Origin of the sequence: Thomasclavelia cocleata (assembly GCF_900102365.1) — a bacterium.
In the GTDB taxonomy this organism is placed as follows: domain Bacteria; phylum Bacillota_I; class Bacilli_A; order Erysipelotrichales; family Coprobacillaceae; genus Thomasclavelia; species Thomasclavelia cocleata.
Genome location: NZ_FOIN01000010.1, coordinates 1 through 22,594, shown reverse-complemented (window position 1 = coordinate 22,594; position 22,594 = coordinate 1). Strand labels below are relative to the sequence as shown.

Sequence of the window (22,594 nt, the reverse complement as noted above, 5' to 3'; positions counted from 1 at the left end):
ATGAAAAATAGAAAAGATATATTGGTATTAATCTTATTAGTTATCTGTATAATTGGCATGTTGGTAGTTAAATACTGTTATGAACAAGCTGTTATTAATAGTACAACAGCATTAATTTTAAATGATATCTTTGGTATTCCATGTACAGTTGTAATTTTATATTATATCTATCTATATATACAAAAAAGAAAGAAAAAGAAAATTTAAAAGTGCGAGAAAAAATATTTGGGTTCGTTATAATATCAAAAGCTATAGTGACTTGTTATAGCTTTTTTGTTATAGGAATGTAACTTAAATTAATACTATTAATTTGACAAATCGTGATATATATGAGTATAATAAATGTGTCAATAATGACAATGGTTATAAGAATAGCATATTATTATATTTAATTTCTGATTTTAATAAGTAATGGAAAAGTAGTATTTAGTACTGCTTTTTCTTTAATTGCTTGACATTTTGATTGATATCTATAAATTTCAATATAAGTGAAAAGAGGAGTAGCTGATAAGTGGTTATGCCTTGGATTTATTAATGTAGAATAACTACTTCAGTGTTGGAACAAAAGAGGCAGTTATTTTTTTAGATAAACTAAAATTAATGTTGATTGTTTATGTTGCAAATACTCTTTAGTTATATAATATGCTTTTTCTATGTATAAGAATTGATAAGAGATATTATTTGGTTGATACTGTTTATAAGGGATCATTAATTTTACTTTAGGAATATTTTTTAATCAATTTATGATTAACTTTGGCAGTTTTCTTTTTTAATTGGTGATGATAGAATATATGTCTTTCTATTATTTTTTTATTAGTTATAGAAAGTACTTTTAAAAGGGAGTAGCTCGAATATTATCGCTTTAGGGAGGATTTTACTATTTCAATTTATGTAAAATTAATATTTTTGTGTAAACGGTAACATTTTTGTTGTGTTTTAGTAAAAAAAATTTTATAATAGAAATCATGGAGGGATATTTATGGCAGACGTAAAAAGAATCGCATTATTATCTGGTGGTGGTGATTGTCCAGGTTTAAATGCAGTTATTAGAGCGGTAACAAAGGCTGCGATTAACGAATATGGATATGAAGTAATTGGTTATGTATATGGTTATCGTGGTTTATATAACAATGATTACATAGAATTGACAGTTGATAAGGTTGAAAGTATTTATAAAGAAGGTGGAACTATATTATTTAGTTCTAATAAAGATAATTTATTTGATTACCTTGTTGATGATGGACATGGTGGAAAAGTTAAAAAAGATGTTTCTGATGTTGGTGTAGAAAACTTGAAAAAAGCAGGTGTTGATGTACTTGTTGTTTTGGGTGGAGATGGAACATTAACAAGTGCGCGTGATTTTTCAAGAAAAGGTGTAAATGTTATTGGAATTCCTAAAACAATGGACAATGATTTACCAGCAACAGATTTAACATATGGATTTATTAGTGCTTCTACAGTTGGTACAGAATTTATTGATCGTTTGAATACCACAGCTAAATCTCATCATCGAGTTATTTGTTGTGAGTTAATGGGGCGTGATGCAGGATGGATTGCTTTATATTCAGGGATGGCAGGAAATGCTTCTTGTATTTTAATTCCAGAAATTCCTTTTACAATTGATAATATTGTAAAACATGTTGCTAAACGTGATGAAGAGGGTTATCCTTATACAGTAATTGCTGTAGCTGAAGGTGCTAAATATGCTGATGGTACAAAAGTGATTGGAAAGATTGTAGAAGATAGTCCTGATCCAATTCGCTTAGGTGGTATTGCTGCAAAAGTTGCTGATGATTTGGAAAAAGCAATTCCAAACCATGAGGTACGTTCAGTAAATCCTGGACATATCATTCGTGGTGGTGACATTCAATCATATGATAGAATTTTATCAATTCGTTTTGGAGTTAAGGCATTAGAACTTATTAAAGAAGGTAAGTTTGGTAATGTTGTTACTTTAAAAGGTGAAGAAATGTCATATACTTCTTTAGAAGAAGTAATTGGTGATGCAAAATTTGGAAAACAGAAACATGTTGATCCAGAAGGTGAATTAGTAAAAGCTGCTAAAGCTATTGGAATTTGTTTTGGTGATGAATAAAAGGTGGTTAGCCACCTTTTTTAATTTTTAAAAAAATATGAATTTTTTTAATTTTTTGGTCCATACTATAAATGAGGTGAATTTATGAGTAAATCAAAACGCGAGCAACAATCAAATAACCAAAAAGCAAATAACCAAAATGCTAAAGATCAATTAGGTGATGATAACATTGTTGTATCAGGAAATGAACAAAACTCTAAAATGAAAGCATAGGGAACCATAGAGGTTTCCTTTTTTTTACATAATTTAGTGATTTTATCAATATATTTAGTTTGTTATATTTTTATTAGAGGAGGTAGGAAGATGTTAAAAAATGCATTACGAAGTATTAAAAAAAATGTTGGTAAAACATTATTATTATTTGTAATAATGACTGTTATTGCAAACTTAATAATTGCAGGTTTATCAATTCAAAGTGCATCAAAAAAATCAATGGATGAAATACGATCATCGCTTGGTAATGATGTGACTTTAACAATTAATATGAAAAATATGATGAAACAAAGGGAAAGGGGGCAGGCAATAAGTGAAGTAGCTACTAATGTAACTATTGAGATGGCTAATCAATTAAAAGATCTGAAATATGTAGAAAATTATAATTATAGTATTTCAACGTCAGCAAATAGCGATACGATTAGTAAGGTTGAACTTACAGCAACTGATGATTCTCAAGGAACTATGGGATTTGGAAAACCTGAAGATTTTGGTAGTGGAATATTTGGTGGCAATGATGGGGATTTTTCAATTAGTGCTAATACAACGATGGCTTATTTAGAGGCTTTTAGTGAAGCGAAGAGTAATTTGAGTGAAGGAAGATTATTGTCAGCAACAGATGCTGATACTAATAACTGTGTTATCGAAACTACATTAGCAGATGATAATGATCTTAGTGTAGGAGATACATTTATATTAACTGCAACTGTAAATAATGAAACAGTGGAACAGGAATTAAAAATTGTTGGTATATATGAGGTGACAGATTCCCAGCAGATGGGAGGACCTGGGCAGAATAATCCATTTAATACAATTTATACAGATATATCAATAGGGCAAGCTTTTTTAGGTAATAAATCTAATATAACTTCAGCAACTTATTACTTAGATGATCCAGAGAATCTTGAGGCATTTCAAGAATTAGCTAAAGAGAAAAGTAATATTGATTTTGAAACTTATGCTTTAGATGCAAATGATCGTTTGTATCAGCAAAATATTAACAGTTTAGAAAATACACAATCTTTTTCAACGATGTTTTTAATTGTTGTTATTGGCGCTGGAAGTGCAGTATTATGTTTGGTTTTGATATTGACAATTAGAAACAGATATTATGAAATTGGATTGTTTTTATCACTAGGTCAAAGTAAATTTAAAATTATTTTACAACAGTTATTTGAAATGCTGATGATAGCAGCAGTTGCTTTTGTAATCTCTTTAGGAACAGGTAAAATGGTTTCTAATATTATTGGTAATATGTTAGAATCAGGAACTAATAATAATCAATTTCAGATGGAAATACCAGTAGGTGGAAATGATGATGCTTTCGAAAATAATTTTGGTGGCAAAGTTTCTGGAATACCAATGTTTAATGATGCTTTTAATGAGCCTGAAAATAGTGAACTTGATGTTTCACTAACAGCATCAACAGTTAGACAATTGGCAGGAATTACAATTGTTATTTGTTTAGTTTCTATTGCTATACCATCAACATATGTACTAAGATTATCACCTAGAGAAATATTAGTAAAGAAGGAGGGATAAGATGGAAGCAGTATTAGGATTTGAAGATGTTTCATACCATTATTCAGATGGTTCAGATAATATAACTATTCTTAATAAGGCAAATTATAGTTTTGAAAAAGGTAAAATTTATGCGATAGTTGGTGCAAGTGGAAGTGGTAAAACGACCACTATTGTTCTAGCAGGGGGACTGGATAAACCCAAAGCAGGTAAAGTATATTTTAAGGGGACAGATACTGCTGAAATAGGTCTTAATAAATATCGTCGCAATGATGTTTCAATAGTTTTTCAATCATATAATTTAATTTATTATATGAATGCTTATGAAAATGTTGCTAATGCACTAGAAATAGCTAATATTAAAGTTAATGATAAAAAAGACTATTGTTTAAAAATATTAAATGGTTTAGGATTATCAAAAGAACAATGTTTTCGAGATATTAGAAAATTATCAGGTGGACAGCAGCAGCGTGTTGCAATTGCTAGAGCTATTGCTAAAGATGTAGATTTGATTTTAGCAGATGAACCTACAGGTAATTTAGATGAAAAAAATTCTCAAGATATATTAAAAACATTTATTGACTTGGCTCATAAAAATAATAAGTGTGTTATTATTGTTACTCATTCACCTTCTTTAGCAAAAAAATGTGATGTGCAGTTAAAAATTATGGAAGGTCAGATTGTTGAAATATAAAAAGCTCTAAAGTCTATTTGGGGTATTAATAAATATAGGTAAATTCACTTTTAAGTAAGTGGATTTACTTTTTTATTTAATTTTTGTAATTATTTTCTTGAGACTATGCTTTATACTTATTTTATTGAAAAAGTTAAAATGTTCTAACTTTTTAACACGAAAGTATTGACAACTGTGTTATACTGGTATAACATTTGAATAGTTCGAATAAACTAACAATATACTGAGAGGTGATTATGATGCCTTTAACAATGGCAAGTGTTGGTGAAATGCAAACGATTAAAAAAGTTGGTGGAAAGCAGGAGGTAAAATTATTTTTAGAATCACTTGGTTTTACTACAGGTGCAATAGTGACAATTGTAAGTAAGAACCAGGGTAATTTAATTACTAAGATTAAGGATTCAAGAGTAGCTATTAGCCAAGAAATGGCAAATAAAATTACAATTTAAGGGAGAATGATGAATGAAAACATTACAAGATGTAAAAGTAACGACTAGTGCCAAAGTGATAAAATTACATGGGACAGGAGCGGTTAAAAGAAGAATTATGGATATGGGAATTACTAAAGGTACAGAAGTATTTGTACGTAAAGTTGCACCATTAGGAGATCCAATTGAAGTTAAAGTACGTGGTTATGAATTATCATTACGTAAAGCAGATGCTGCTATGATAGAAGTGTTATAGGAGGGAATGGAGAGATGTCAATTACAATCGCTTTAGCAGGTAATCCCAATAGTGGGAAGACAACATTATTTAATGCATTAACTGGTTCTAATCAGTTTGTTGGAAACTGGCCAGGAGTAACAGTTGAAAAAAAAGAAGGTAAATTAAAAGGACATAAGGATATTAAAATAATGGATTTACCTGGTATTTATTCTTTGTCACCTTACACTTTAGAAGAAGTTGTTGCTCGTAATTATTTGATTCAAAAACGACCAGATGCAATTATTAATATTGTTGATGGCACTAATTTAGAAAGAAATCTTTATTTAACGACACAGATCATAGAATTAGGAATCCCTGTCATTATGGCAATTAATATGATGGATATTGTTGCTAAAAATGGTGATAAAATTAATATAAAAAAATTATCAATAGAATTAGGTTGTGAGATAGTTGAAATTTCTGCTTTAAAAGGTACAGGTATTCAAAGTGCAGTTGAATTAGCGGTAGCTATGGCTAATTCAAAAAGAATTAATCTACCAGTTCATAGGTTTGATCAAATAATTGAAAAAGAATTAGATAAGATTAAAGGAATGCTTCCTAATAACATTACAGAAGAACAAAAACGATTTTATGCAATTAAGTTGTTTGAACGAGATGATAAAATTTCAGAATTGATTGGTAAAATTCCTGATGTTGAATCAATTGTTACCAAAATTGAAGAGAAATTTGATGATGATGCCGAGAGTATTATCACGAATGAAAGATATCAATTTATTACTTCAATTATTGATGATTGTTATAAAAGAAATAGCAGGGAGCAGTTATCAATTTCTGATAAAATTGATCGAATTATTACTAATCGCTGGTTAGCATTACCAATATTTGCAATAATCATGTATACTGTTTATTATATTTCAGTTAGTACAGTGGGAACATGGGCAACTGATTGGGCAAATGATGGAGTTTTTGGAGATGGATGGAGTTTATTTGGTATTGCAATTCCCTCAATTCCAAGTTTGATTGAGGGTTTGTTGATATCATTAGGGACAGCTGAATGGTTAAATGGATTGGTTTTAGATGGAATTGTGGCTGGTGTAGGTGCTGTACTTGGTTTTGTACCACAAATGTTAGTATTATTTTTCTTTTTAGCAATTCTTGAATCTTGCGGTTATATGGCTCGTGTTGCTTTTATTATGGATCGTATTTTTAGAAAATTTGGACTTTCAGGTAAATCATTTATTCCAATGTTAATTGGTACTGGGTGTGGGGTTCCAGGAATAATGGCTTCACGTACGATTGAAAATGATCGTGATCGTAAAATGACTATTATGACTACTACTTTTATTCCTTGTGGTGCTAAGCTTCCGATTATTGCTTTGATTGCAGGTGCTTTATTTAATGGGGCTTCTTGGGTAGCTCCAGTTGCATATTTTATTGGAATAGGAGCAATTGTTATTTCAGGAATTATTTTAAAGAAAACTAAACTTTTTGCTGGAGAACCAGCGCCGTTTGTAATGGAACTACCTGCTTATCATATGCCTACTCTTTTAAATGTTTTAAGAAGTATGTGGGAAAGAGGATGGTCGTTTATTAAAAAAGCTGGTACAATTATTATGATTTCTACAATTTTGGTTTGGTTTACTTCATATTTTGGATTTGTTGATGGCAAATTCATGATGCTTGAAGATACACAGTTAGATCAAAGTATTTTAGCATCAGTAGGAAATGCAATAGCTTGGTTGTTTACACCTCTTGGTTGGGGTGATTGGAAAGCAGCTGTAGCAGCTATAACTGGTTTAGTAGCAAAAGAAAATGTTGTTGGTACATTTGGAATTCTTTATGGTTTTACAGAGGTGGCTGAAGATGGGGTTGAGATCTGGGGGACTTTAGCATTAAGTTATACTCAAATAGCAGCATTCTCATTCCTGATTTTTAACTTATTATGTGCACCATGTTTTGCAGCGATAGGAGCGATTAAAAGAGAGATGAACAATGGTAAATGGACTGCGTTTGCAATTATATATCAAACTGTATTTGCTTATTTAATAGCCTTTTGTATTTATCAAATTGGAAACGCAGTTATTACTAAAACATTTACGATTGCAACCATAATTGCAATTATTGTTATAATTGGATTTATATATTTAATAGTTAGACCCTATAAAGAAAGTAAGAAACATGATGTTGGTTTTGATAATGTAGTTACTTCAAAATAGAAAGGATATTTATGATGGGATGGTTAATGGAAAATTTATCTACGATTCTAGTTAGTTTGATTATTATAGTTACTGTTGTTTTAGCAATACGTACAATTAGAAAAGATAAGGCTAAAGGTAAATCAGGTTGTGGCGGTAATTGTGGAAGTTGTGGCAGTTTATGTAATAGTAAAAATAACCTTGTTGATAGTTACCATCAAGATCATGTTGGGAAGTGTTAAGGCACTTCTTTTTTATATATGATATACTTGGTTTAATACTAAGTGGTGAAAATTTATTGAAAGATTTTATACTGTTAGTTATTAGTTCTAGACATGGTATCAACTGGAAAAGTTTGTGGTAAAGTCTTGAATCAAGGAACAAGAATTATTATATATATATTTAATTGATGAGACTGTACAATAGGTTAAAGTCCGATAGCATGAGTAAGTAACTAATGTAAAGATAGTGAGTATATGGAATAAAAGTGTTATGTTTCATAGAGAAAAAAGAGCTATTGATATATTGCTTAGTCTAATTAGTACACTTTGGTATATATAGTGCTGTAAAAGGAACGAGAAATTTTAGTTCTTAGTCTCTATTTTATTTGTAAATAATCAGAAAAATTGTATAATAAAATTGATTATTATTTTAGGAGGAATTATGAATAAAAAAGCAATTTTTTTAGATGTTGATGGAACTTTAGTTGCTGGTCATATGGAAATGAGTGATAAAGTAAAAGAAGCTATCACAAAAGCTCGTTTGAATGGGCATAAAGTATTTATATGTACAGGTCGAAATAAAGCTGGAATAAAAAAAGAATTAGAATCAGTAGAATTTGATGGAATAGTTGCAAGTGCAGGTAGCTATGTTGAAATCAATAACAAAGTGATACATAGTACTTATTTTGATAAATCATTAGTGGATAAAATTACAAATATTTTTAATACAAATAATATTTTTTATAATTATGAATGTACAGATATGACTTTTATGAGTGATGAAATGGTTCAACTGTTTGTTGGGGGAGTCAATTTTGATAAAGGTAATTTTGAGTTAGAGCGTTTAAGAGCGCAACAGCATGATAAATTTAATATTAAAGATATGAGCTGTTATACTAATCAAAAGATTCATAAAATTTGTTTTATTTCTTTAGATCAAGAGGTTTTGAATCAAGCTGTTAGAATGTTGGAACAAGATGTTAATGTAATAATTCATGATATGTTTGATGTTACTACAATAAATGGTGAGTTGATTTCAAAAACAAATAATAAGGCTACTGGCATACAATATGCAATTGATTATTTAAATATTGACAAAGAAAATACTATTGCTTTTGGTGATAGTATGAATGATTATGAGATGATTGATTTTGTTAATTATGGTGTAGTTATGGAAAATGGCAGTGCTCAACTTAAACAAATAGCATCTAGTGTTTGTAAAAGTGTTGATGAAGATGGAGTATATCATGAATTTATAAATTTAGGATTAATTTGATAGGGTGTCGGCATAAAAATAGTTAAAATTATAGCAGGAGTAATAATTAATGAAAAATCTTATTATGTTTTTAATAAATTAACTAAAGGTATACAAAAAGAACTATTTTCATTAAGATAAAGGGTTTATCAAGAAAACTGTGTAGGTAGGTTATTAACTCTTTCAGTGAACTTTTCATTGATCAAGAGTTGGTCTATTACCATTGATTAGTTTGGTACATATCATAATGATGGAAGTATCTAGCAAAAAATTACATATTCAAACGATCTTCTCTTGAGTTTATATGGTTATATTTGATGTAGTACTATTCCAATACTAATCTATTTTATGAGGTTGCCCTATTAATTTGATTGAAGTGCTTGACATATGTTATATTTTTTGTTACTATGCATATGTAATGAGCAATGGATATTTAACTTACAGATGGTAAAGTTGTATTTATAAGCAACTTATCATCTGTTTTTTATATAAGTAATGCTTTTTATAATTTTAAGAGGAGGTACGTCTGAATGAATACAGGTACAGTAAAATGGTTTAATAGTGAAAAAGGTTTTGGTTTTATTACAAAAGATAATGGTGGAGATTTATTTGTTCATTTTTCAGCTATTCAAGGAAATGGTTTTAAATCTTTAGAAGAAGGTGCTAAGGTTAGTTTTGATATCGTTGAATCTGATCGTGGTGAACAAGCTAGTAACGTTGTAACTTTATAATTGTTAATAATTTAAAAATAAGAAGGCAATGATGCAGTATATTACTGCCATTGTTTTTTTATATCGAAAAAATTAGTGACTAACTAAATGATGGAATATTTGCATAGAAAGTATTAATAATGTGGAAAAAGATTTATAATTTATTATTTTTATACTATTTTTGTTATTGTTTGAGCCAATATGTTTACTTTAGTATATTAAATTTATCTATATAAAATTGGTTTTAAGATATTAAAAAGTGAAATTTTATCATTAAGTCTTTATCTTTTAAAATAGAGAGATATATTGAATGTTTTAGCACTTTTATATTGACAGTGCTAAGAGGTTGTATTAAAATATCTTTAGCACATAAGAAAGATGAGTGCTAATATAAGAATGGAGATGTAACTATGGCTGAAAAAAAACAATTTAAAGCAGAATCAAAAAGATTATTAGATTTAATGATTAATTCTATTTATACACATAAAGAAATATTTTTACGAGAATTGATTTCAAATGCAAGCGATGCAAGTGACAAATTATATTATAAAGCACTTACTGAAAACATTTCATCTATTAATCGAGCTGATTTGAATATTGAAATTACTGTTGATAAAGATAATCGTGTTTTAATGATCAAAGATCATGGAATTGGAATGGATAAAGATGAATTAGAAACTCATTTAGGTACAATTGCTAACAGTGGATCATTTGAGTTTAAAAATGAAAATGAACATGATGATATTGATATTATTGGTCAATTTGGAGTTGGGTTCTATGCTGCATTTATGGTAGCGAAAAAAGTAGAAGTTATTTCTAAAAAATATGATAGTGATCAAGGTTATACTTGGGTATCTGAAGTTAGTGATGGTTATGAGATTTTTGAAACTAATGTTAATAATCATGGTACAACAATTAAATTATATTTAAAAGATAATACTGAAGATGAGAATTATGATGAATATTTAAATCAATATCATATTCGTGATTTGGTAAAGAAGTATTCTGATTATGTTCATTATCCAATTAAAATGGATATGACAGTTTCTAAGAAAAAAGAAGATAGTGATGAATATGAAGATGTAGTTGAAAATCAAACTTTGAATTCAATGGTTCCTTTATGGAAAAGAAATAAAAAAGATATTACTGAAGAAGAATATAATGATTTTTATAAAGATAAATTTAATGATTTTAATGAGCCTTTAAAAGTAATTCATACTCGTGTTGAAGGTAATGTATCTTATGATTCGTTATTATTTATCCCATCTAAACCACCAATGAATTATTATTCAAATGAATATGAAAAAGGATTACAATTATATTCACGTGGTGTCTTTATTATGGATAAAGCAAGTGAATTAGTACCTGAACATTTTAGATTTGTTAAAGGACTAGTTGATTCTGAAGATTTATCATTAAATATTTCAAGAGAAATGTTACAACATGATCGTCAATTAAAGGTTATTGCTGATAAGATTGAAAAGAAAATTCAATCAGAATTAGAAACAATGCTAAAAAAAGATCGTGAAAAATATGAAGAATTCTTTAATAGTTTTGGTTTGCAATTAAAATTTGGAATTTATAATAGTTATGGAATGTTAAAAGAAAAACTTCAAGATTTATTATTATATTATTCTAGTAAAGAAGAAAAGCTTATCACACTAGCTAATTATGTTGAAAATATGCCTGAAGGACAAAAAGAAATTTATTTTGCAAGTGGTGAAACTAGAGAAAAGATTGCTACTTTACCACAAGTTGAATTAGTTAAAGATAAAGGATATGATGTTTTATATTTAACTGATAATGTAGATGAATTCTGTTTCCAAATGATGCGTGATTATAAAGAAAAGCCATTTAAATCAGTAGCACAAGGTGATTTGGATATTGAAAGTGAAGAAGAGAAAAAAGAATTAGAAAAAACTAATGAAGAAAACAAAGATTTATTAACTGCAATTAAAGATTCATTAGGTGATAAAGTTGTTGATGTTAAAGTATCTTCACGTTTGAAATCTCATCCTGTGTGCTTAGTATCTAGTGATGGTGTCTCTTTTGAAATGGAAAAGGTTTTAAATCAAATGCCTGATGCTCAAGGTGTTAAAGCAGGAAGAATTTTAGAAATTAATCCTAATCATGATATTTTTAATGCAATGAAAAAGGTTTATGAAAATAATCAAGATAAAGTATCAGATTATGCTAGTATTCTATATGATCAAGCATTATTGATTGAAGGTTTCTCAATTGATAATCCAGTTGATTTTTCAAATAAGATTTGTGATTTAATGATTGAATTAAATAAATAAGAATCGGGCTATCAGCCCGATTTTATGATATAATAACTTTATTGGAGGTAAAAATATGGAGTTAGATACTATAATAAATACACGAAGGAGTATTCGTAAATATAAAAATCAACTTATAGAAATAGAAAAAGTAAAAATGATTATTAAAGCTGCAGTAGAAGCAGAGTCATGGAAAAATAGTCAGACAGCTCGATATCACATCATTACTTCAAAGGAATTATTAATAGAATTTAAAAAAACATGTTTACCAGAATTTAATCAAGAAAATTGTAAGGATGCACCAGTTTTAATTGTTTCTACTTTTATAAAAAATCGTTCTGGATTTGAACGTGATGGTACTGCTAGTAACGAGTTAGGTAATGGTTGGGGATGTTATGATTTAGGAATTCATAATCAAAATTTGATTTTAAAAGCAACTGAATTAGGAATTGGAAGTTTGATAATGGGAATTCGTGATGAGAAAAAAATAAGAACTTTATTAAACATTCCTGCTTCAGAGATAATTGTATCAGTAATTGCTTTAGGAATTAGCGATATTGAACCTGAAAGACCTAAACGTAAAAATATAGATGAAATATGTAAGTTTTATTAGTTGCTATTTTATATAGTAACTTTTTTTGCATATTAATTGATTTTAGATAAGATAAGATATATAATTTAATCGTACCCCCGTGGGAGGGGTGTGAGGAGGCAGTATGAAACAAAAATATAGTGTTAAAGGAATGACTTGTTCTGCATGTGAAAGCCATGTATATAACAGTGTTTGTAAGTTGCCAGGAGTTAGTAATGTTGAGGTTAATTTGTTGACGAATTCGATGAATGTTGAATTTGATGAACATCAAACTAATGATACATTAATTATTAAGGCAGTTAAAGATGGTGGTTATCAAGCAAGTTTATTTGAAGAAGGTTTAATTGATAGTGATGAATTAGTGGGATTGAAAAAACGTTTGATTTATTGTTTTATTGCTTTAGGATTATTGATGTATGTGTCAATGTCAGCAATGTTTAATTATCCAATACCATCATTTATCAAAGACAATAGCTATACAAATATTATCTTTCAGGTTATTTTTTTGATTCCAATTTTGATTTTGAAAAAAGAATATTTTATTAATGGATTTAAGAATTTGATTCATTTTGATCCAACAATGGATTCATTAATTGCTTTAGGGGCAGGAGCAGCAATAGTATATAGCGTTTATTCAGTTGTTTTAACTTTAACGGGTACGATGATGGAAATGCATCTTGTTCATAATGTTTACTTTGAATCAGCAGGAATGATTATCACATTGATTAGTTTTGGTAAGTATCTTGAAGCTCGTTCAAAGAAAAAAACAACTGATGCAATAAGTAAATTATTAGAATTGGCGCCTGATGTAGCTTGTCGAATTAATGATGGTAAAGAGGAAATTGTTAAGATTTCACAGCTTATGATTAATGATAAAGTACTAGTAAAAGCTAATGAAACTATTCCAGTTGATGGAAAAATAATTCAAGGGTTTAGTTCAGTTGATGAGTCGATGATTACTGGTGAAAGCTTACCTATTGAAAAAGGGGTTGATAGTTTAGTTATTGGTGGAACTAATAATTTGCAAGGAAGTTTTATTTATCAAGTTACAAAAACAGTTGAAGATAGTACACTAGCTAAAATTATTGAGTTAGTTGAGGAAGCTTCAAGTTCAAAAGCTCCAATGACTAGAGCGATTGATAAGGTTGTTAAATATTTTGTGCCAACTGTAATAATTATTGCATTATTAACATTTGGTTATTGGATGTTGGTAGGAAATGGACTTAATTTTGCTATTACTAGTGCTATTGCAGTATTAGTTATTTCTTGTCCATGTGCTTTAGGATTAGCAACGCCAGTGGCAATTATGGTTTCAACAGGGGTAGGTGCAACTAATGGAATTTTAATAAAAAGTGCTAGTGTTTTAGAAAATGAGAATAATATTGATGTTGTTGTATTTGATAAGACAGGAACACTTACTCAAGGTAAGGCTAGAGTTAGTGATGTTTATAGTGATAGCTTGAGTAATGAGGAAGTAATTAGAATCATTGCTTCATTAGAAAAAGGCTCAAGTCATGTTTTAGCTGATGCTTTTATTCAAAAGGCAAAAGAATTAGATGTGGAGTTAGTTGAAATAACTGATTTTGAATCATTAAGTGGTTTAGGGATTAAAGGAAATGTTTTAGATCAAGATTATTTAGTTGGTAATCTTAGAATGATTAAAGAAAATAAAATAGATTTTAGTGATTATCAAGATCAAATTAATGATTATGTAGCTAAGGGAAAAACATTAGTGTTTTTAGCAAAGCAAAATAAGTTAGTAGGTTTAGTAAGTATTTTTGATGATATTAAGTTAACGAGCAAACAGGCAATACAGCGTTTAAAAGAGATGAAGATCAAAACGGTAATGTTAACTGGTGATTTAAAAGCTGCTGCTAAAGCGATTAATCAACAGTTGGAGTTGGATGAGGTTATTGCAGAAGTTTTGCCACAGGATAAAGAAAGTGTAATTAAGAGATTACAAGAACAGGGTAATAATGTTATGATGGTCGGTGATGGTATTAATGATGCACCAGCCTTAGTGCGTAGTGATGTTGGTGTTGCAATTGGTAAAGGAAATGATATTGCGATTGATGCTGCTGATGTTATTTTAATGAAGGATGATATGCGTGATATTGTTTCTTCAATTGAATTGTCAAAAAAGACTATTTTAAATATTAAAGAAAATCTTTTCTGGGCATTTATTTATAATATTATTGGTATTCCAATTGCAGCAGGTGTTTTTTATAATTTATTTGGATTACGATTAGATGCAATGATTGGTTCATTATGTATGTCATTGTCATCTGTTTGTGTAGTGAGTAATGCTTTAAGATTAAAAAGATTTAAACCATATTATAAAAAGGAGAATAAGAAAGTGAAAAAAGAAATTATGATTGATGGAATGATGTGTGCAATGTGCAAAAAACATGTAGAGGAAGCTTTAAATAGTTTAGCTAATACTAATGCTACAGTTAATTTAGAAGCTAAAAAAGCAATTGTAGAAACAGAATTAGATGATAGTGTTTTACAAGGTGTAATTGAAAAAGCTGGATATAAAGTAGTGGGAATTGAAAATGTCTAATGAAAAAGTTTTGTTACGTTTAAAAACTGCTCGTGGGCAAATAGATGCTGTTATCAAAATGATTGAAGATGGACGATATTGTATTGATATTTCAAATCAATTGTTAGCTATTCAATCATTAATAAAGAATGCTAATAATGAAGTTTTGTCTAATCATTTAAATAATTGTGTAAAAAATGCAGTTAATGAACATGATGCAGATCAAAAAATTGATGAAGTTATTAAATTATTATCTAAATTATAAACCTCTGTTTTTTAACAGAGGTTAGTAGTTGAAATTAAGTATTTTTTGATAGATATCATCTTTTAATAAATTTAAAGTTGTTTGAACAATAATTAATTGCTCATTTTTTACAAAAATAATACTATCATAATTAGAATCATTTGAAAGTAAATAGCCATTAGCTATTTGCTTTTTCTTTTTATAATTATTAGTTTTTAAATAATTATCTAAATTTTTATTAGCTTTTTTATTAGAGTCAAAACGATAATAATTGATTTTTAGAGCTTCATCATCATTATTTTCAAAATAACTATAAAATTCATTGATTAATAAACTAGAACTTTTAGTATATGTTTCACTACGATCGCTGGTATATCCTAAATCATTTAATGATAGGATATTATCATTAATTGGAACAGTCTTTCTTTCTATAGTATCTAAACAAAAACCACTGATAAGAATTAAAATACATATAATAAATAACCAGTTAGATAAAATAAAAGAATATTCTTGGGTATTGTTGATTTTAGGACGTGTTTGTTTTGTTAAAGTATTTTTGATTTTTTCTGTTTGCATATAATTATTAATGAATCTAACAATTAAAGATAGACAAAATACTAGTGGTGCATAATGAAGCAATATTGAACCATTAGTGATAAATTCATTAGGACTATTATTAACAAAAACATTAGGTATTAAGATAAAAGATAAGAATAAGGCAGTAAAAACAAGTAAAATATTAGTTAATGTTTTATTTGTTTTAAAATATTTAAGTAATAGAGAATTATCTGTTTCTTTAACTTTTATATTTTTTTCTGCTTTAAAAATATAGATCTTTTTTGATTTACCAATAAATTCATAACCATGATCAATGTAATTCATTAACCAGTTATCACGTTGTTCACGATTACTTAATTTACTTTTTTTATCAGGAACAAAAATATCGGTTTTATAATAAAAGCGTTTATTGTCATATTTGAAAATAGTGAACATATCAGCGCTATTACAGTTGTAACCTAGTTTGGATAAATTATTAAGTTTATATTCTAGTAGTTTATAATCACTGGTATCATAATTTGTTAATTTAAATTTCATAATTAACTCCTTTTTCTTATATAGTATAGATTATCATTTTTTCTGATAATAATAAAGTAAAACCATGAAAACATGGTTTTACTTAGAAAAAGCAGATTCTGGTTCTTCATTATTATAAGCTGATTCTTCAAGAATATAAGCTTCAGCGATGTTTTGGCAATGATCACCCATTCTTTCTAGATTTGCTAGAATATCTACGTATGTAGAATTAACCAAAGTAGATTTTTCAATTTTATGACTAACACGTTTAATATGACGTTGTTTAGCTTTTTTATTAAAGTAATCAAGGTCAGCCTCTTTTTCATCAACATAATTAATATCATCAATAAGATGGCCATCAAAAGCTTTAACTGCATGATGCAACATATCAATTACCATATTCATCATTGTTTCTAAATCTTTTCTTGCTTCATCTGAAAAATCTTCTTTTTCGTCATAAATAGCTTCATAATATTTTACAATATTAATGCATAAATCTCCAATTCGCTCTAGATCTTTAATTGTTTTCATGTTGGCTAAATAATCATTTGAATCATGGTCATTTAGTGTTTCGTGAGAAATTAAGACAAGATAATCTGTTATTTTAGTATCTAGGGTATTTATTGCATTTTCTAGTTCATAGACACTGTCTTTAGCAACACTGTTTTTATTGTTAAAATAAGCTCGAATTCCTTCGACTGCTTCAATTGTGATATGTCCCATTTCAATAATTTTATTTTTAGCTACTGCTAATGCATGACTTGGAAATAATAGAACTACATTTTGATCAAGCTCACTTAAGTCCATATTAATTTCTTTTTTACTGCTAGGTAAGATTTTTTTAATTAATTTAACAATCAATGGTATTAATGGGAAGAAAAATGCTGTTGTAATAATATTAAAGATACCATGCGCTACAGATAATTGTAATTCTGGTAAAATATTCATTGTTTTAGCTAACCATTGAATTACAATTGTAAATGGTGATAAGACCAGCATAAATAATAACGATCCCACTACATTGAATAAAACATGGAAGAAAGCAGCCCGTTTAGCAGGGACTGTTCCTCCAAACGAAGCTAATACTGCAGTAATAGTAGTTCCGATATTGCTACCAAATAAAAATGGTAAAGCAATAGATAAGCCGATTGCTCCAGCTCCATACATTTGTTGAGCAATTGCAATTACAGCTGCTGATGATTGGACTGCTGTAGTTAATAGTGTACCACCTAATAATCCAAGCCATGGATTTTGTGATAGATAATTAGCAACTTGTGTAAATTCTGGTACTTTAGAAATATTGGCTAAATTATCACCCATTAATTCCAAACCATAAAACAAGCATCCAAAACCAAAAATTATCTGTCCCATATATTTTGCTTTTTTATTTTTAGAGAACATTAAAAATACTGCTCCAAGGATAATGAAATATACTGCATATTGAGATATTTTCAGACCTACAAATACGGATGTAATAACTGTTCCAATATTGGCACCCATAATTATACCAATTGACTGTTCAAGTGTCATTAATCCAGAGCGAATCAATCCAATTGCTAGAGCAGTTGTTCCAGAACTTGATTGAATCAAACAAGTTACAAATGCTCCAATTAGAATCCCTTTAAAGGGGCTGGAAGTATATTTATCAATGATATTTTTTAATTTATCACCTGAATAGTTTTTTAAACCATCACCCATATATTCAATTCCAAATAAGAATAATCCCAAACCAGCGAGTATCATTGGCCAGTCTATGTCCGCTAATGTCATATGATCACACTCCTATACATACCAATAATATAGAAATGTTAAGGAATTGTAAATTATTTGTAAAATAAATTAACACAATCTTAACAAAAGTACTTTTTACTTAAATTATTTAATAATTTATGATATGATATTGTAGCTGAGAAAGGAGTATTATATGAGTAGTAGAGCAAAGAAATTTTTATCATACTATCGGCCATATTTAAGGTTATTTATTGCAGATTTATTTTGTGCAGTAATAGCTGCTACAATAACTTTAGTTTTTCCAATGATTATTCGATATCTTACAGGAACAGTATTAATTGATAAAAATTTTGATATTAGTATTATTTATAAATTAGGAATATTCATGATTGTTCTAGTAATTATAGAGTATTTATGCAATTATTTTGTCGCTTATCAAGGGCATGTCATGGGTGTTTATATGGAACGGGATCTTAGAAATGAACTTTTCCAGCATTATCAAAAGCTTTCCTTTAGTTTTTATGATGAACAAAAGACAGGACAACTGATGTCAAGACTTACAAATGATTTGTTTTCTTTGACAGAATTGTATCATCATGGACCTGAGGATATTGTTATTTCACTTATAAAGTTTTTTGGGGCTTTTATTATTCTAGCTACTATTAATCTTCAATTAACTTTAATTGTATTTGCTTTTATACCAGTCATGGGTGCATTCATTTATTATTATAATCGTAAAATGAAAAGAGCATTTAAGAGAAATAGGCAAAGGGTTGGAGATATAAATGCTCGAATTGAAGATAACTTATCTGGAATTAGAGTGGTGAAAAGTTTTGGTAATGAAGATTATGAGGTTGATAGATTCCATGATGAAAATACAAAATATGTAAATAGTAAAAGAAACAGCTATTATTATATGGGGAAATTTCATTCAGGATTAGGAGCCTTTACAAGTTTGATTACAGTAGCTGCAGCTATTTTTGGTTCAGTTTTTATATCTAAAGATATCATTAATACAGCTGATTTAGTTGCATTTTTACTTTATATTAATAATCTGATTGATCCTGTTAAAAAATTCATTAATTTTACAGAACAGTTTCAAGAAGGAATTACTGGTTTTGAACGATTTATGGAAGTTCTTGAAATTGAACCTGATATTAAAGATAAAAAAGAAGCTCATGATTTAGTTAATGTTGAAGGTGCTATTAAATATCATAATGTTGGTTTTAAATATAATTCTAAAAGTGATTATGTTTTAAAAGATATCAATTTGAATATTGAACCTGGTGAATATATTGCTTTAGTTGGCTCATCTGGTGCTGGTAAAACAACGATTTGTTCATTGTTACCAAGATTTTATGAGGTAACTGAGGGGGAAATATTAATTGATAACCAAAATATTAAAGATATTAAATTAAATTCATTACGCCAAAATATTGGAATTGTTCAACAAGATGTATATTTATTTGCAGGTACTATTTTAGACAATATACGTTATGGACGTTTTGATGCTAGTGATGAAGAAGTTATTGAGGCGGCAAAAAAAGCTAATGCCCATGAGTTTATAATGGAGTTGCCAGAAGGTTATAATACAGATTGTGGACAGCGTGGAGTTAAACTATCTGGAGGTCAAAAACAACGATTAAGTATTGCACGAGTATTTTTGAAAAATCCTCCTATTTTGATTTTCGATGAAGCGACTAGCGCATTAGATAATGAAAGTGAACATATTGTTCAAGAATCACTAGAGTCATTAGCAAAGAATCGAACAACATTAGTAATTGCTCATCGCCTTTCAACAATAAAAAATGCTAAAAGAATCTGTGTTTTATCGAATGAGGGGATTGTTGAAGAAGGAACTCATGAAGAATTACTTAAAAAGAATGGTCAATATGCAGGTTTTTATAATTTAGGTAAAAATTTAACTTAAGAATATTTAAAAACAATGAAGAGTATTTATATTTTCATTGTTTTTTATTTAGCGTATTTTTGGATTTGAAAACAATTTAATCGAATAATTTGTATATCTTTGCAAAAATAATATAATGTGTTGACGGATTATTGAAGTCGATTTTGTATAAAGGAGAATTACTAACTTGTTTTATTAGATATTTATGGAAAGAGGGGGAGCTTTCATAAATTGATATTAAGAAACAGTTTATGTTTACATGATTGTAAAATCAGAAAGGAAATGACGACATGGATATATCATGATATAATATGTATTAAGATTAAGTCGATTTGAAAGTTTATGGGATTTGATTTAGAACACTTAATTCATTGTCAAGATTAGCATTATGAGCTAAAAGAAAAATAGTAATTTGAAAGTGAGGTGTAATTTTATGAACAAGGAAGAATTTCATAATATTGTAATAGAACAACAACCAAATATTTGTCAAATAGTTTGTTATAAGGATAATAAAAATATATATTCTGATGTTTGGAATAATTATAAAGAAAATGATGCTGTTCATATAATGTCAGTGACTAAAAGTATCGTTTCATTACTTGTTGGAATATGTATAGATAAAGATTTAATTAAAAGTATTGATGATAAAATATTAGATTATTTTCCAAATTATAAAGTTAAAAGAGGAGAAAAAACAATATTTAATGTTACAATAAAACATTTAATGACAATGAAAACACCTTTAAAGTGTAAATATGATCCATGGGTTAAAGTGTGTTCAAGTGATGATTGGACAATTGCTTCATTAGATTTTATAGGTGGTAGAAAAGGAATAACTAATGAATTTAAATATAATACTGTGTGTCTTCATGTGTTGACGGGGATTATTGCTAAAGTAAGTAATATGACACCAGTAGAATTTGCGAATATATATTTATTTGAGCCATTAGGAATAGTAAAGCATAAACACTATTTAGCAGAAACAGCAGAAGAACATAAAGCATTTACTATGTCAAAAGCACCAAAAGAACATATTTGGTTTGAAGATCCACAAGGAGTAGGAACTGCTGGTTATGGTTTGTGTATGTCTGCAAGCGATTTAGCAAAAATAGGATTGTTATGTTTGAATAATGGAAAATACAATGGCAGACAAATTGTATCTGAAAAATGGATAAAAGAAATGGTGGAAGTAACCCATACAGCTGATGAACAATTTAGAAATATGAGTTATGGATTATTATGGTGGATAATAGATTCTAAAAAAGGAATATATGCAGCAATTGGAAATAGTGGTAATATAATTTATATCAATAACTCTAATAACTTTGTTTGTGGAATTACAGGATATTTTAAACCTACTATATTTGATAGAGTAGATTTTATCCTGAAATATTTAGATAAATAAATTACACTTTGAAAGTAAGATGAAACTTATGAAAATAATAATATATGGCTCTCAATATGGAACAACAAAACAATATGCAAAGGAGTTATCAAAAAAGACTAATATTAAAGCATATAGTTATGAAAATATAAAAAATATTGATAAATATGAAACAATTATATATATAGGAGCTTTATATGCTGGAGGAGTTTTAGGAATGGCTAAAACTTTTAAAAAAATATCTAATTATAAGAGCAAGAAAATAATAATTGCAACAGTTGGATTAGCAGATCCTATGGATATAGAAAATGTAAATAATATAGAAAATAGTATGAAAAGGCAACTTTCAAGCAAAATATATGAAAGAGCATATATTTATCATTTAAGGGGTGGAATTGATTATTCAAAATTAAATTTTGTTCACAAAATAATGATGGGTTTAGTTTATAAAAAAGTAAAAAGTTTACCAGAACATAAGAAAACAGCAGAGGTTAAAGCAATGATAAATACTTATAATCAAAAAGTTGATTTTGTGAATTATTATAGTTTAGAAAATATCATTAGGGAAATTCAAAGTTAAACACAATATCACTTTGGTTAAGGAGAAAATGTCAAGTGACAATAGACATAGTAGAATGGAATTTATTAGTGTATTAACTCTGGTATTTATAATATTAAAATTAACAAATATTATTAGTTGATTTTTGGTATAAGTATTATTTTTAGTCATTTTGCTTATTGCAATTATCGTTATTATTAAGATAGATAATAGTATTATAATTTGTATATGTGTTGAAGATACGGAGAAATCTCTATTAAAAATTGTAAGAAATATTTATTTTAAAGCGGAAGATTTAAAGAGAGAACATAAAAGCATAAAGCTGTTAGGAAATGTTTCAGAGATAATATATATGAAGATTAATTGTTGTAAATGTGATGGCAATGACTTTCATAGTAGTTCATGTTATAATAATTGAACATGGAAAGGAATGATGAGTATGAAACAAATCAGTACAGGAATAGAAGATTTTAAGACTGTTATAGATAATGATTATTATTATGTGGATAAAACTCAATTAATAGCTGATGTATTTAGTAATGCTGTTATGCTTTATACAAGACCTAGAAGATTTGGAAAGACATTAAATATGTCGATGCTTTATTATTTCTTTTCAAATAAGGAAAAAGATAATGATTATCTATTTGAAGGTTTAAAGATTACTGAAAACAAAGAAATGATGAAACATCAAAATCAGTATCCTGTTATCT

At 28.1% G+C, this 22,594-nt stretch carries 21 protein-coding genes; 19 read left to right on the top strand and 2 right to left on the bottom strand.

Features of this window, described 5'->3' with window-relative positions; genetic code table 11:
• From BMW96_RS05815 to BMW96_RS05750, 15 genes are all read left to right on the top strand, one after another.
• Nucleotides 1-207, top strand: coding sequence for a hypothetical protein (locus BMW96_RS05815; RefSeq protein WP_092353435.1), 207 nt, complete (start codon nucleotides 1-3; stop codon nucleotides 205-207).
• A 772-nt stretch (nucleotides 208-979) separates the two neighbouring features.
• Entirely contained in the window at nucleotides 980-2,095 is a 1,116-nt protein-coding gene (locus tag BMW96_RS05810; RefSeq protein WP_092353433.1) for a 6-phosphofructokinase, read from the top strand.
• A gap of 84 nt (nucleotides 2,096-2,179) precedes the next feature.
• On the top strand, nucleotides 2,180-2,308 hold the full coding sequence (locus BMW96_RS14645; RefSeq protein WP_257606880.1) for a hypothetical protein: 129 nt from the start codon (nucleotides 2,180-2,182) through the stop codon (nucleotides 2,306-2,308).
• 90 nt (nucleotides 2,309-2,398) lie between these two features.
• Nucleotides 2,399-3,850: an ABC transporter permease gene (locus BMW96_RS05805; protein ID WP_092353431.1), complete on the top strand. Its 1,452-nt coding sequence runs from the start codon at nucleotides 2,399-2,401 to the stop codon at nucleotides 3,848-3,850.
• A 1-nt stretch (nucleotide 3,851) separates the two neighbouring features.
• Nucleotides 3,852-4,523 carry an ABC transporter ATP-binding protein gene (locus tag BMW96_RS05800; RefSeq protein ID WP_092353429.1) on the top strand — a complete coding sequence of 224 codons (672 nt, stop codon included), beginning with the start codon at nucleotides 3,852-3,854 and terminating at the stop codon, nucleotides 4,521-4,523.
• Between the two features lie 239 nt (nucleotides 4,524-4,762).
• A complete protein-coding gene (locus tag BMW96_RS05795; RefSeq protein WP_418361233.1) occupies nucleotides 4,763-4,972 on the top strand; it encodes a FeoA family protein in 210 nt (69 codons plus the stop codon).
• A 13-nt stretch (nucleotides 4,973-4,985) separates the two neighbouring features.
• The gene (locus tag BMW96_RS05790; RefSeq protein ID WP_092353427.1) at nucleotides 4,986-5,207 is read left to right on the top strand and encodes a FeoA family protein; all 222 of its coding nucleotides are present in this window, start codon (nucleotides 4,986-4,988) and stop codon (nucleotides 5,205-5,207) included.
• 14 nt (nucleotides 5,208-5,221) lie between these two features.
• Nucleotides 5,222-7,405 (top strand): ferrous iron transport protein B, encoded by a 2,184-nt coding sequence (gene feoB / locus BMW96_RS05785; RefSeq protein WP_092353425.1) that lies wholly within the window; start codon nucleotides 5,222-5,224, stop codon nucleotides 7,403-7,405.
• Nucleotides 7,406-7,419: 14 nt separating this feature from the next.
• Complete coding sequence (locus tag BMW96_RS05780; protein WP_092353423.1) at nucleotides 7,420-7,626, top strand: FeoB-associated Cys-rich membrane protein; 207 nt, start codon at nucleotides 7,420-7,422, stop codon at nucleotides 7,624-7,626.
• 421 nt (nucleotides 7,627-8,047) lie between these two features.
• Nucleotides 8,048-8,881: an HAD family hydrolase gene (locus BMW96_RS05775; RefSeq protein ID WP_092353421.1), complete on the top strand. Its 834-nt coding sequence runs from the start codon at nucleotides 8,048-8,050 to the stop codon at nucleotides 8,879-8,881.
• 509 nt (nucleotides 8,882-9,390) lie between these two features.
• Entirely contained in the window at nucleotides 9,391-9,591 is a 201-nt protein-coding gene (locus tag BMW96_RS05770) for a cold-shock protein (RefSeq protein WP_092353419.1), read from the top strand.
• A gap of 389 nt (nucleotides 9,592-9,980) precedes the next feature.
• Nucleotides 9,981-11,870, top strand: a complete 1,890-nt coding sequence (gene htpG / locus BMW96_RS05765; protein ID WP_092353417.1) for a molecular chaperone HtpG — start codon at nucleotides 9,981-9,983, stop codon at nucleotides 11,868-11,870.
• A 55-nt stretch (nucleotides 11,871-11,925) separates the two neighbouring features.
• Entirely contained in the window at nucleotides 11,926-12,462 is a 537-nt protein-coding gene (locus BMW96_RS05760; RefSeq protein WP_092353415.1) for a nitroreductase family protein, read from the top strand.
• A 103-nt stretch (nucleotides 12,463-12,565) separates the two neighbouring features.
• Nucleotides 12,566-15,004 carry a heavy metal translocating P-type ATPase gene (locus BMW96_RS05755; RefSeq protein ID WP_092353413.1) on the top strand — a complete coding sequence of 813 codons (2,439 nt, stop codon included), beginning with the start codon at nucleotides 12,566-12,568 and terminating at the stop codon, nucleotides 15,002-15,004.
• Nucleotides 14,997-15,248 carry a metal-sensing transcriptional repressor gene (locus tag BMW96_RS05750; protein ID WP_092353411.1) on the top strand — a complete coding sequence of 84 codons (252 nt, stop codon included), beginning with the start codon at nucleotides 14,997-14,999 and terminating at the stop codon, nucleotides 15,246-15,248. The genes BMW96_RS05755 and BMW96_RS05750 overlap by 8 nt, the downstream gene beginning before the upstream one ends.
• A gap of 21 nt (nucleotides 15,249-15,269) precedes the next feature.
• Here the strand turns inward: BMW96_RS05750 and BMW96_RS05745 are convergent, their stop codons facing one another.
• Both BMW96_RS05745 and BMW96_RS05740 read right to left on the bottom strand, forming a co-directional pair.
• A complete protein-coding gene (locus BMW96_RS05745) occupies nucleotides 15,270-16,322 on the bottom strand; it encodes a DUF2812 domain-containing protein (RefSeq protein ID WP_092353408.1) in 1,053 nt (350 codons plus the stop codon).
• A gap of 78 nt (nucleotides 16,323-16,400) precedes the next feature.
• Nucleotides 16,401-18,071, bottom strand: coding sequence for a Na/Pi cotransporter family protein (locus BMW96_RS05740; RefSeq protein WP_092353406.1), 1,671 nt, complete (start codon nucleotides 18,069-18,071; stop codon nucleotides 16,401-16,403).
• Between the two features lie 154 nt (nucleotides 18,072-18,225).
• Here BMW96_RS05740 and BMW96_RS05735 point away from each other — a divergent pair, with 154 nt between their 5' ends.
• The 4 genes from BMW96_RS05735 to BMW96_RS05720 all read left to right on the top strand — a co-directional run.
• On the top strand, nucleotides 18,226-19,962 hold the full coding sequence (locus BMW96_RS05735) for an ABC transporter ATP-binding protein (RefSeq protein WP_092353404.1): 1,737 nt from the start codon (nucleotides 18,226-18,228) through the stop codon (nucleotides 19,960-19,962).
• Nucleotides 19,963-20,374: 412 nt separating this feature from the next.
• Nucleotides 20,375-21,346, top strand: a complete 972-nt coding sequence (locus BMW96_RS05730; protein ID WP_092353402.1) for a serine hydrolase domain-containing protein — start codon at nucleotides 20,375-20,377, stop codon at nucleotides 21,344-21,346.
• A gap of 28 nt (nucleotides 21,347-21,374) precedes the next feature.
• Nucleotides 21,375-21,905, top strand: a complete 531-nt coding sequence (locus BMW96_RS05725) for a flavodoxin domain-containing protein (RefSeq protein ID WP_244881267.1) — start codon at nucleotides 21,375-21,377, stop codon at nucleotides 21,903-21,905.
• 418 nt (nucleotides 21,906-22,323) lie between these two features.
• On the top strand, nucleotides 22,324-22,594 hold a 271-nt coding region (locus BMW96_RS05720; RefSeq protein WP_177165819.1), incomplete at its 3' end, for an AAA family ATPase.

Coding starts and splice junctions, on each gene's coding strand:
- BMW96_RS05760 (WP_092353415.1), top strand. CDS start 11,926: ATGGAGTTAGATACTATAATAAATACACGAAGGAGTATTCGTAAATAT.
- BMW96_RS05750 (WP_092353411.1), top strand. CDS start 14,997: ATGTCTAATGAAAAAGTTTTGTTACGTTTAAAAACTGCTCGTGGGCAA.
- htpG (WP_092353417.1), top strand. CDS start 9,981: ATGGCTGAAAAAAAACAATTTAAAGCAGAATCAAAAAGATTATTAGAT.
- BMW96_RS05725 (WP_244881267.1), top strand. CDS start 21,375: ATGAAAATAATAATATATGGCTCTCAATATGGAACAACAAAACAATAT.
- BMW96_RS05775 (WP_092353421.1), top strand. CDS start 8,048: ATGAATAAAAAAGCAATTTTTTTAGATGTTGATGGAACTTTAGTTGCT.
- BMW96_RS05745 (WP_092353408.1), bottom strand. CDS start 16,322: ATGAAATTTAAATTAACAAATTATGATACCAGTGATTATAAACTACTA.
- BMW96_RS05755 (WP_092353413.1), top strand. CDS start 12,566: ATGAAACAAAAATATAGTGTTAAAGGAATGACTTGTTCTGCATGTGAA.
- BMW96_RS05735 (WP_092353404.1), top strand. CDS start 18,226: ATGAGTAGTAGAGCAAAGAAATTTTTATCATACTATCGGCCATATTTA.
- BMW96_RS05770 (WP_092353419.1), top strand. CDS start 9,391: ATGAATACAGGTACAGTAAAATGGTTTAATAGTGAAAAAGGTTTTGGT.
- BMW96_RS05795 (WP_418361233.1), top strand. CDS start 4,763: ATGCCTTTAACAATGGCAAGTGTTGGTGAAATGCAAACGATTAAAAAA.
- BMW96_RS05740 (WP_092353406.1), bottom strand. CDS start 18,071: ATGACATTAGCGGACATAGACTGGCCAATGATACTCGCTGGTTTGGGA.
- BMW96_RS05790 (WP_092353427.1), top strand. CDS start 4,986: ATGAAAACATTACAAGATGTAAAAGTAACGACTAGTGCCAAAGTGATA.
- BMW96_RS05800 (WP_092353429.1), top strand. CDS start 3,852: ATGGAAGCAGTATTAGGATTTGAAGATGTTTCATACCATTATTCAGAT.
- BMW96_RS05730 (WP_092353402.1), top strand. CDS start 20,375: ATGAACAAGGAAGAATTTCATAATATTGTAATAGAACAACAACCAAAT.
- BMW96_RS05810 (WP_092353433.1), top strand. CDS start 980: ATGGCAGACGTAAAAAGAATCGCATTATTATCTGGTGGTGGTGATTGT.
- BMW96_RS14645 (WP_257606880.1), top strand. CDS start 2,180: ATGAGTAAATCAAAACGCGAGCAACAATCAAATAACCAAAAAGCAAAT.
- BMW96_RS05815 (WP_092353435.1), top strand. CDS start 1: ATGAAAAATAGAAAAGATATATTGGTATTAATCTTATTAGTTATCTGT.
- feoB (WP_092353425.1), top strand. CDS start 5,222: ATGTCAATTACAATCGCTTTAGCAGGTAATCCCAATAGTGGGAAGACA.
- BMW96_RS05780 (WP_092353423.1), top strand. CDS start 7,420: ATGGGATGGTTAATGGAAAATTTATCTACGATTCTAGTTAGTTTGATT.
- BMW96_RS05805 (WP_092353431.1), top strand. CDS start 2,399: ATGTTAAAAAATGCATTACGAAGTATTAAAAAAAATGTTGGTAAAACA.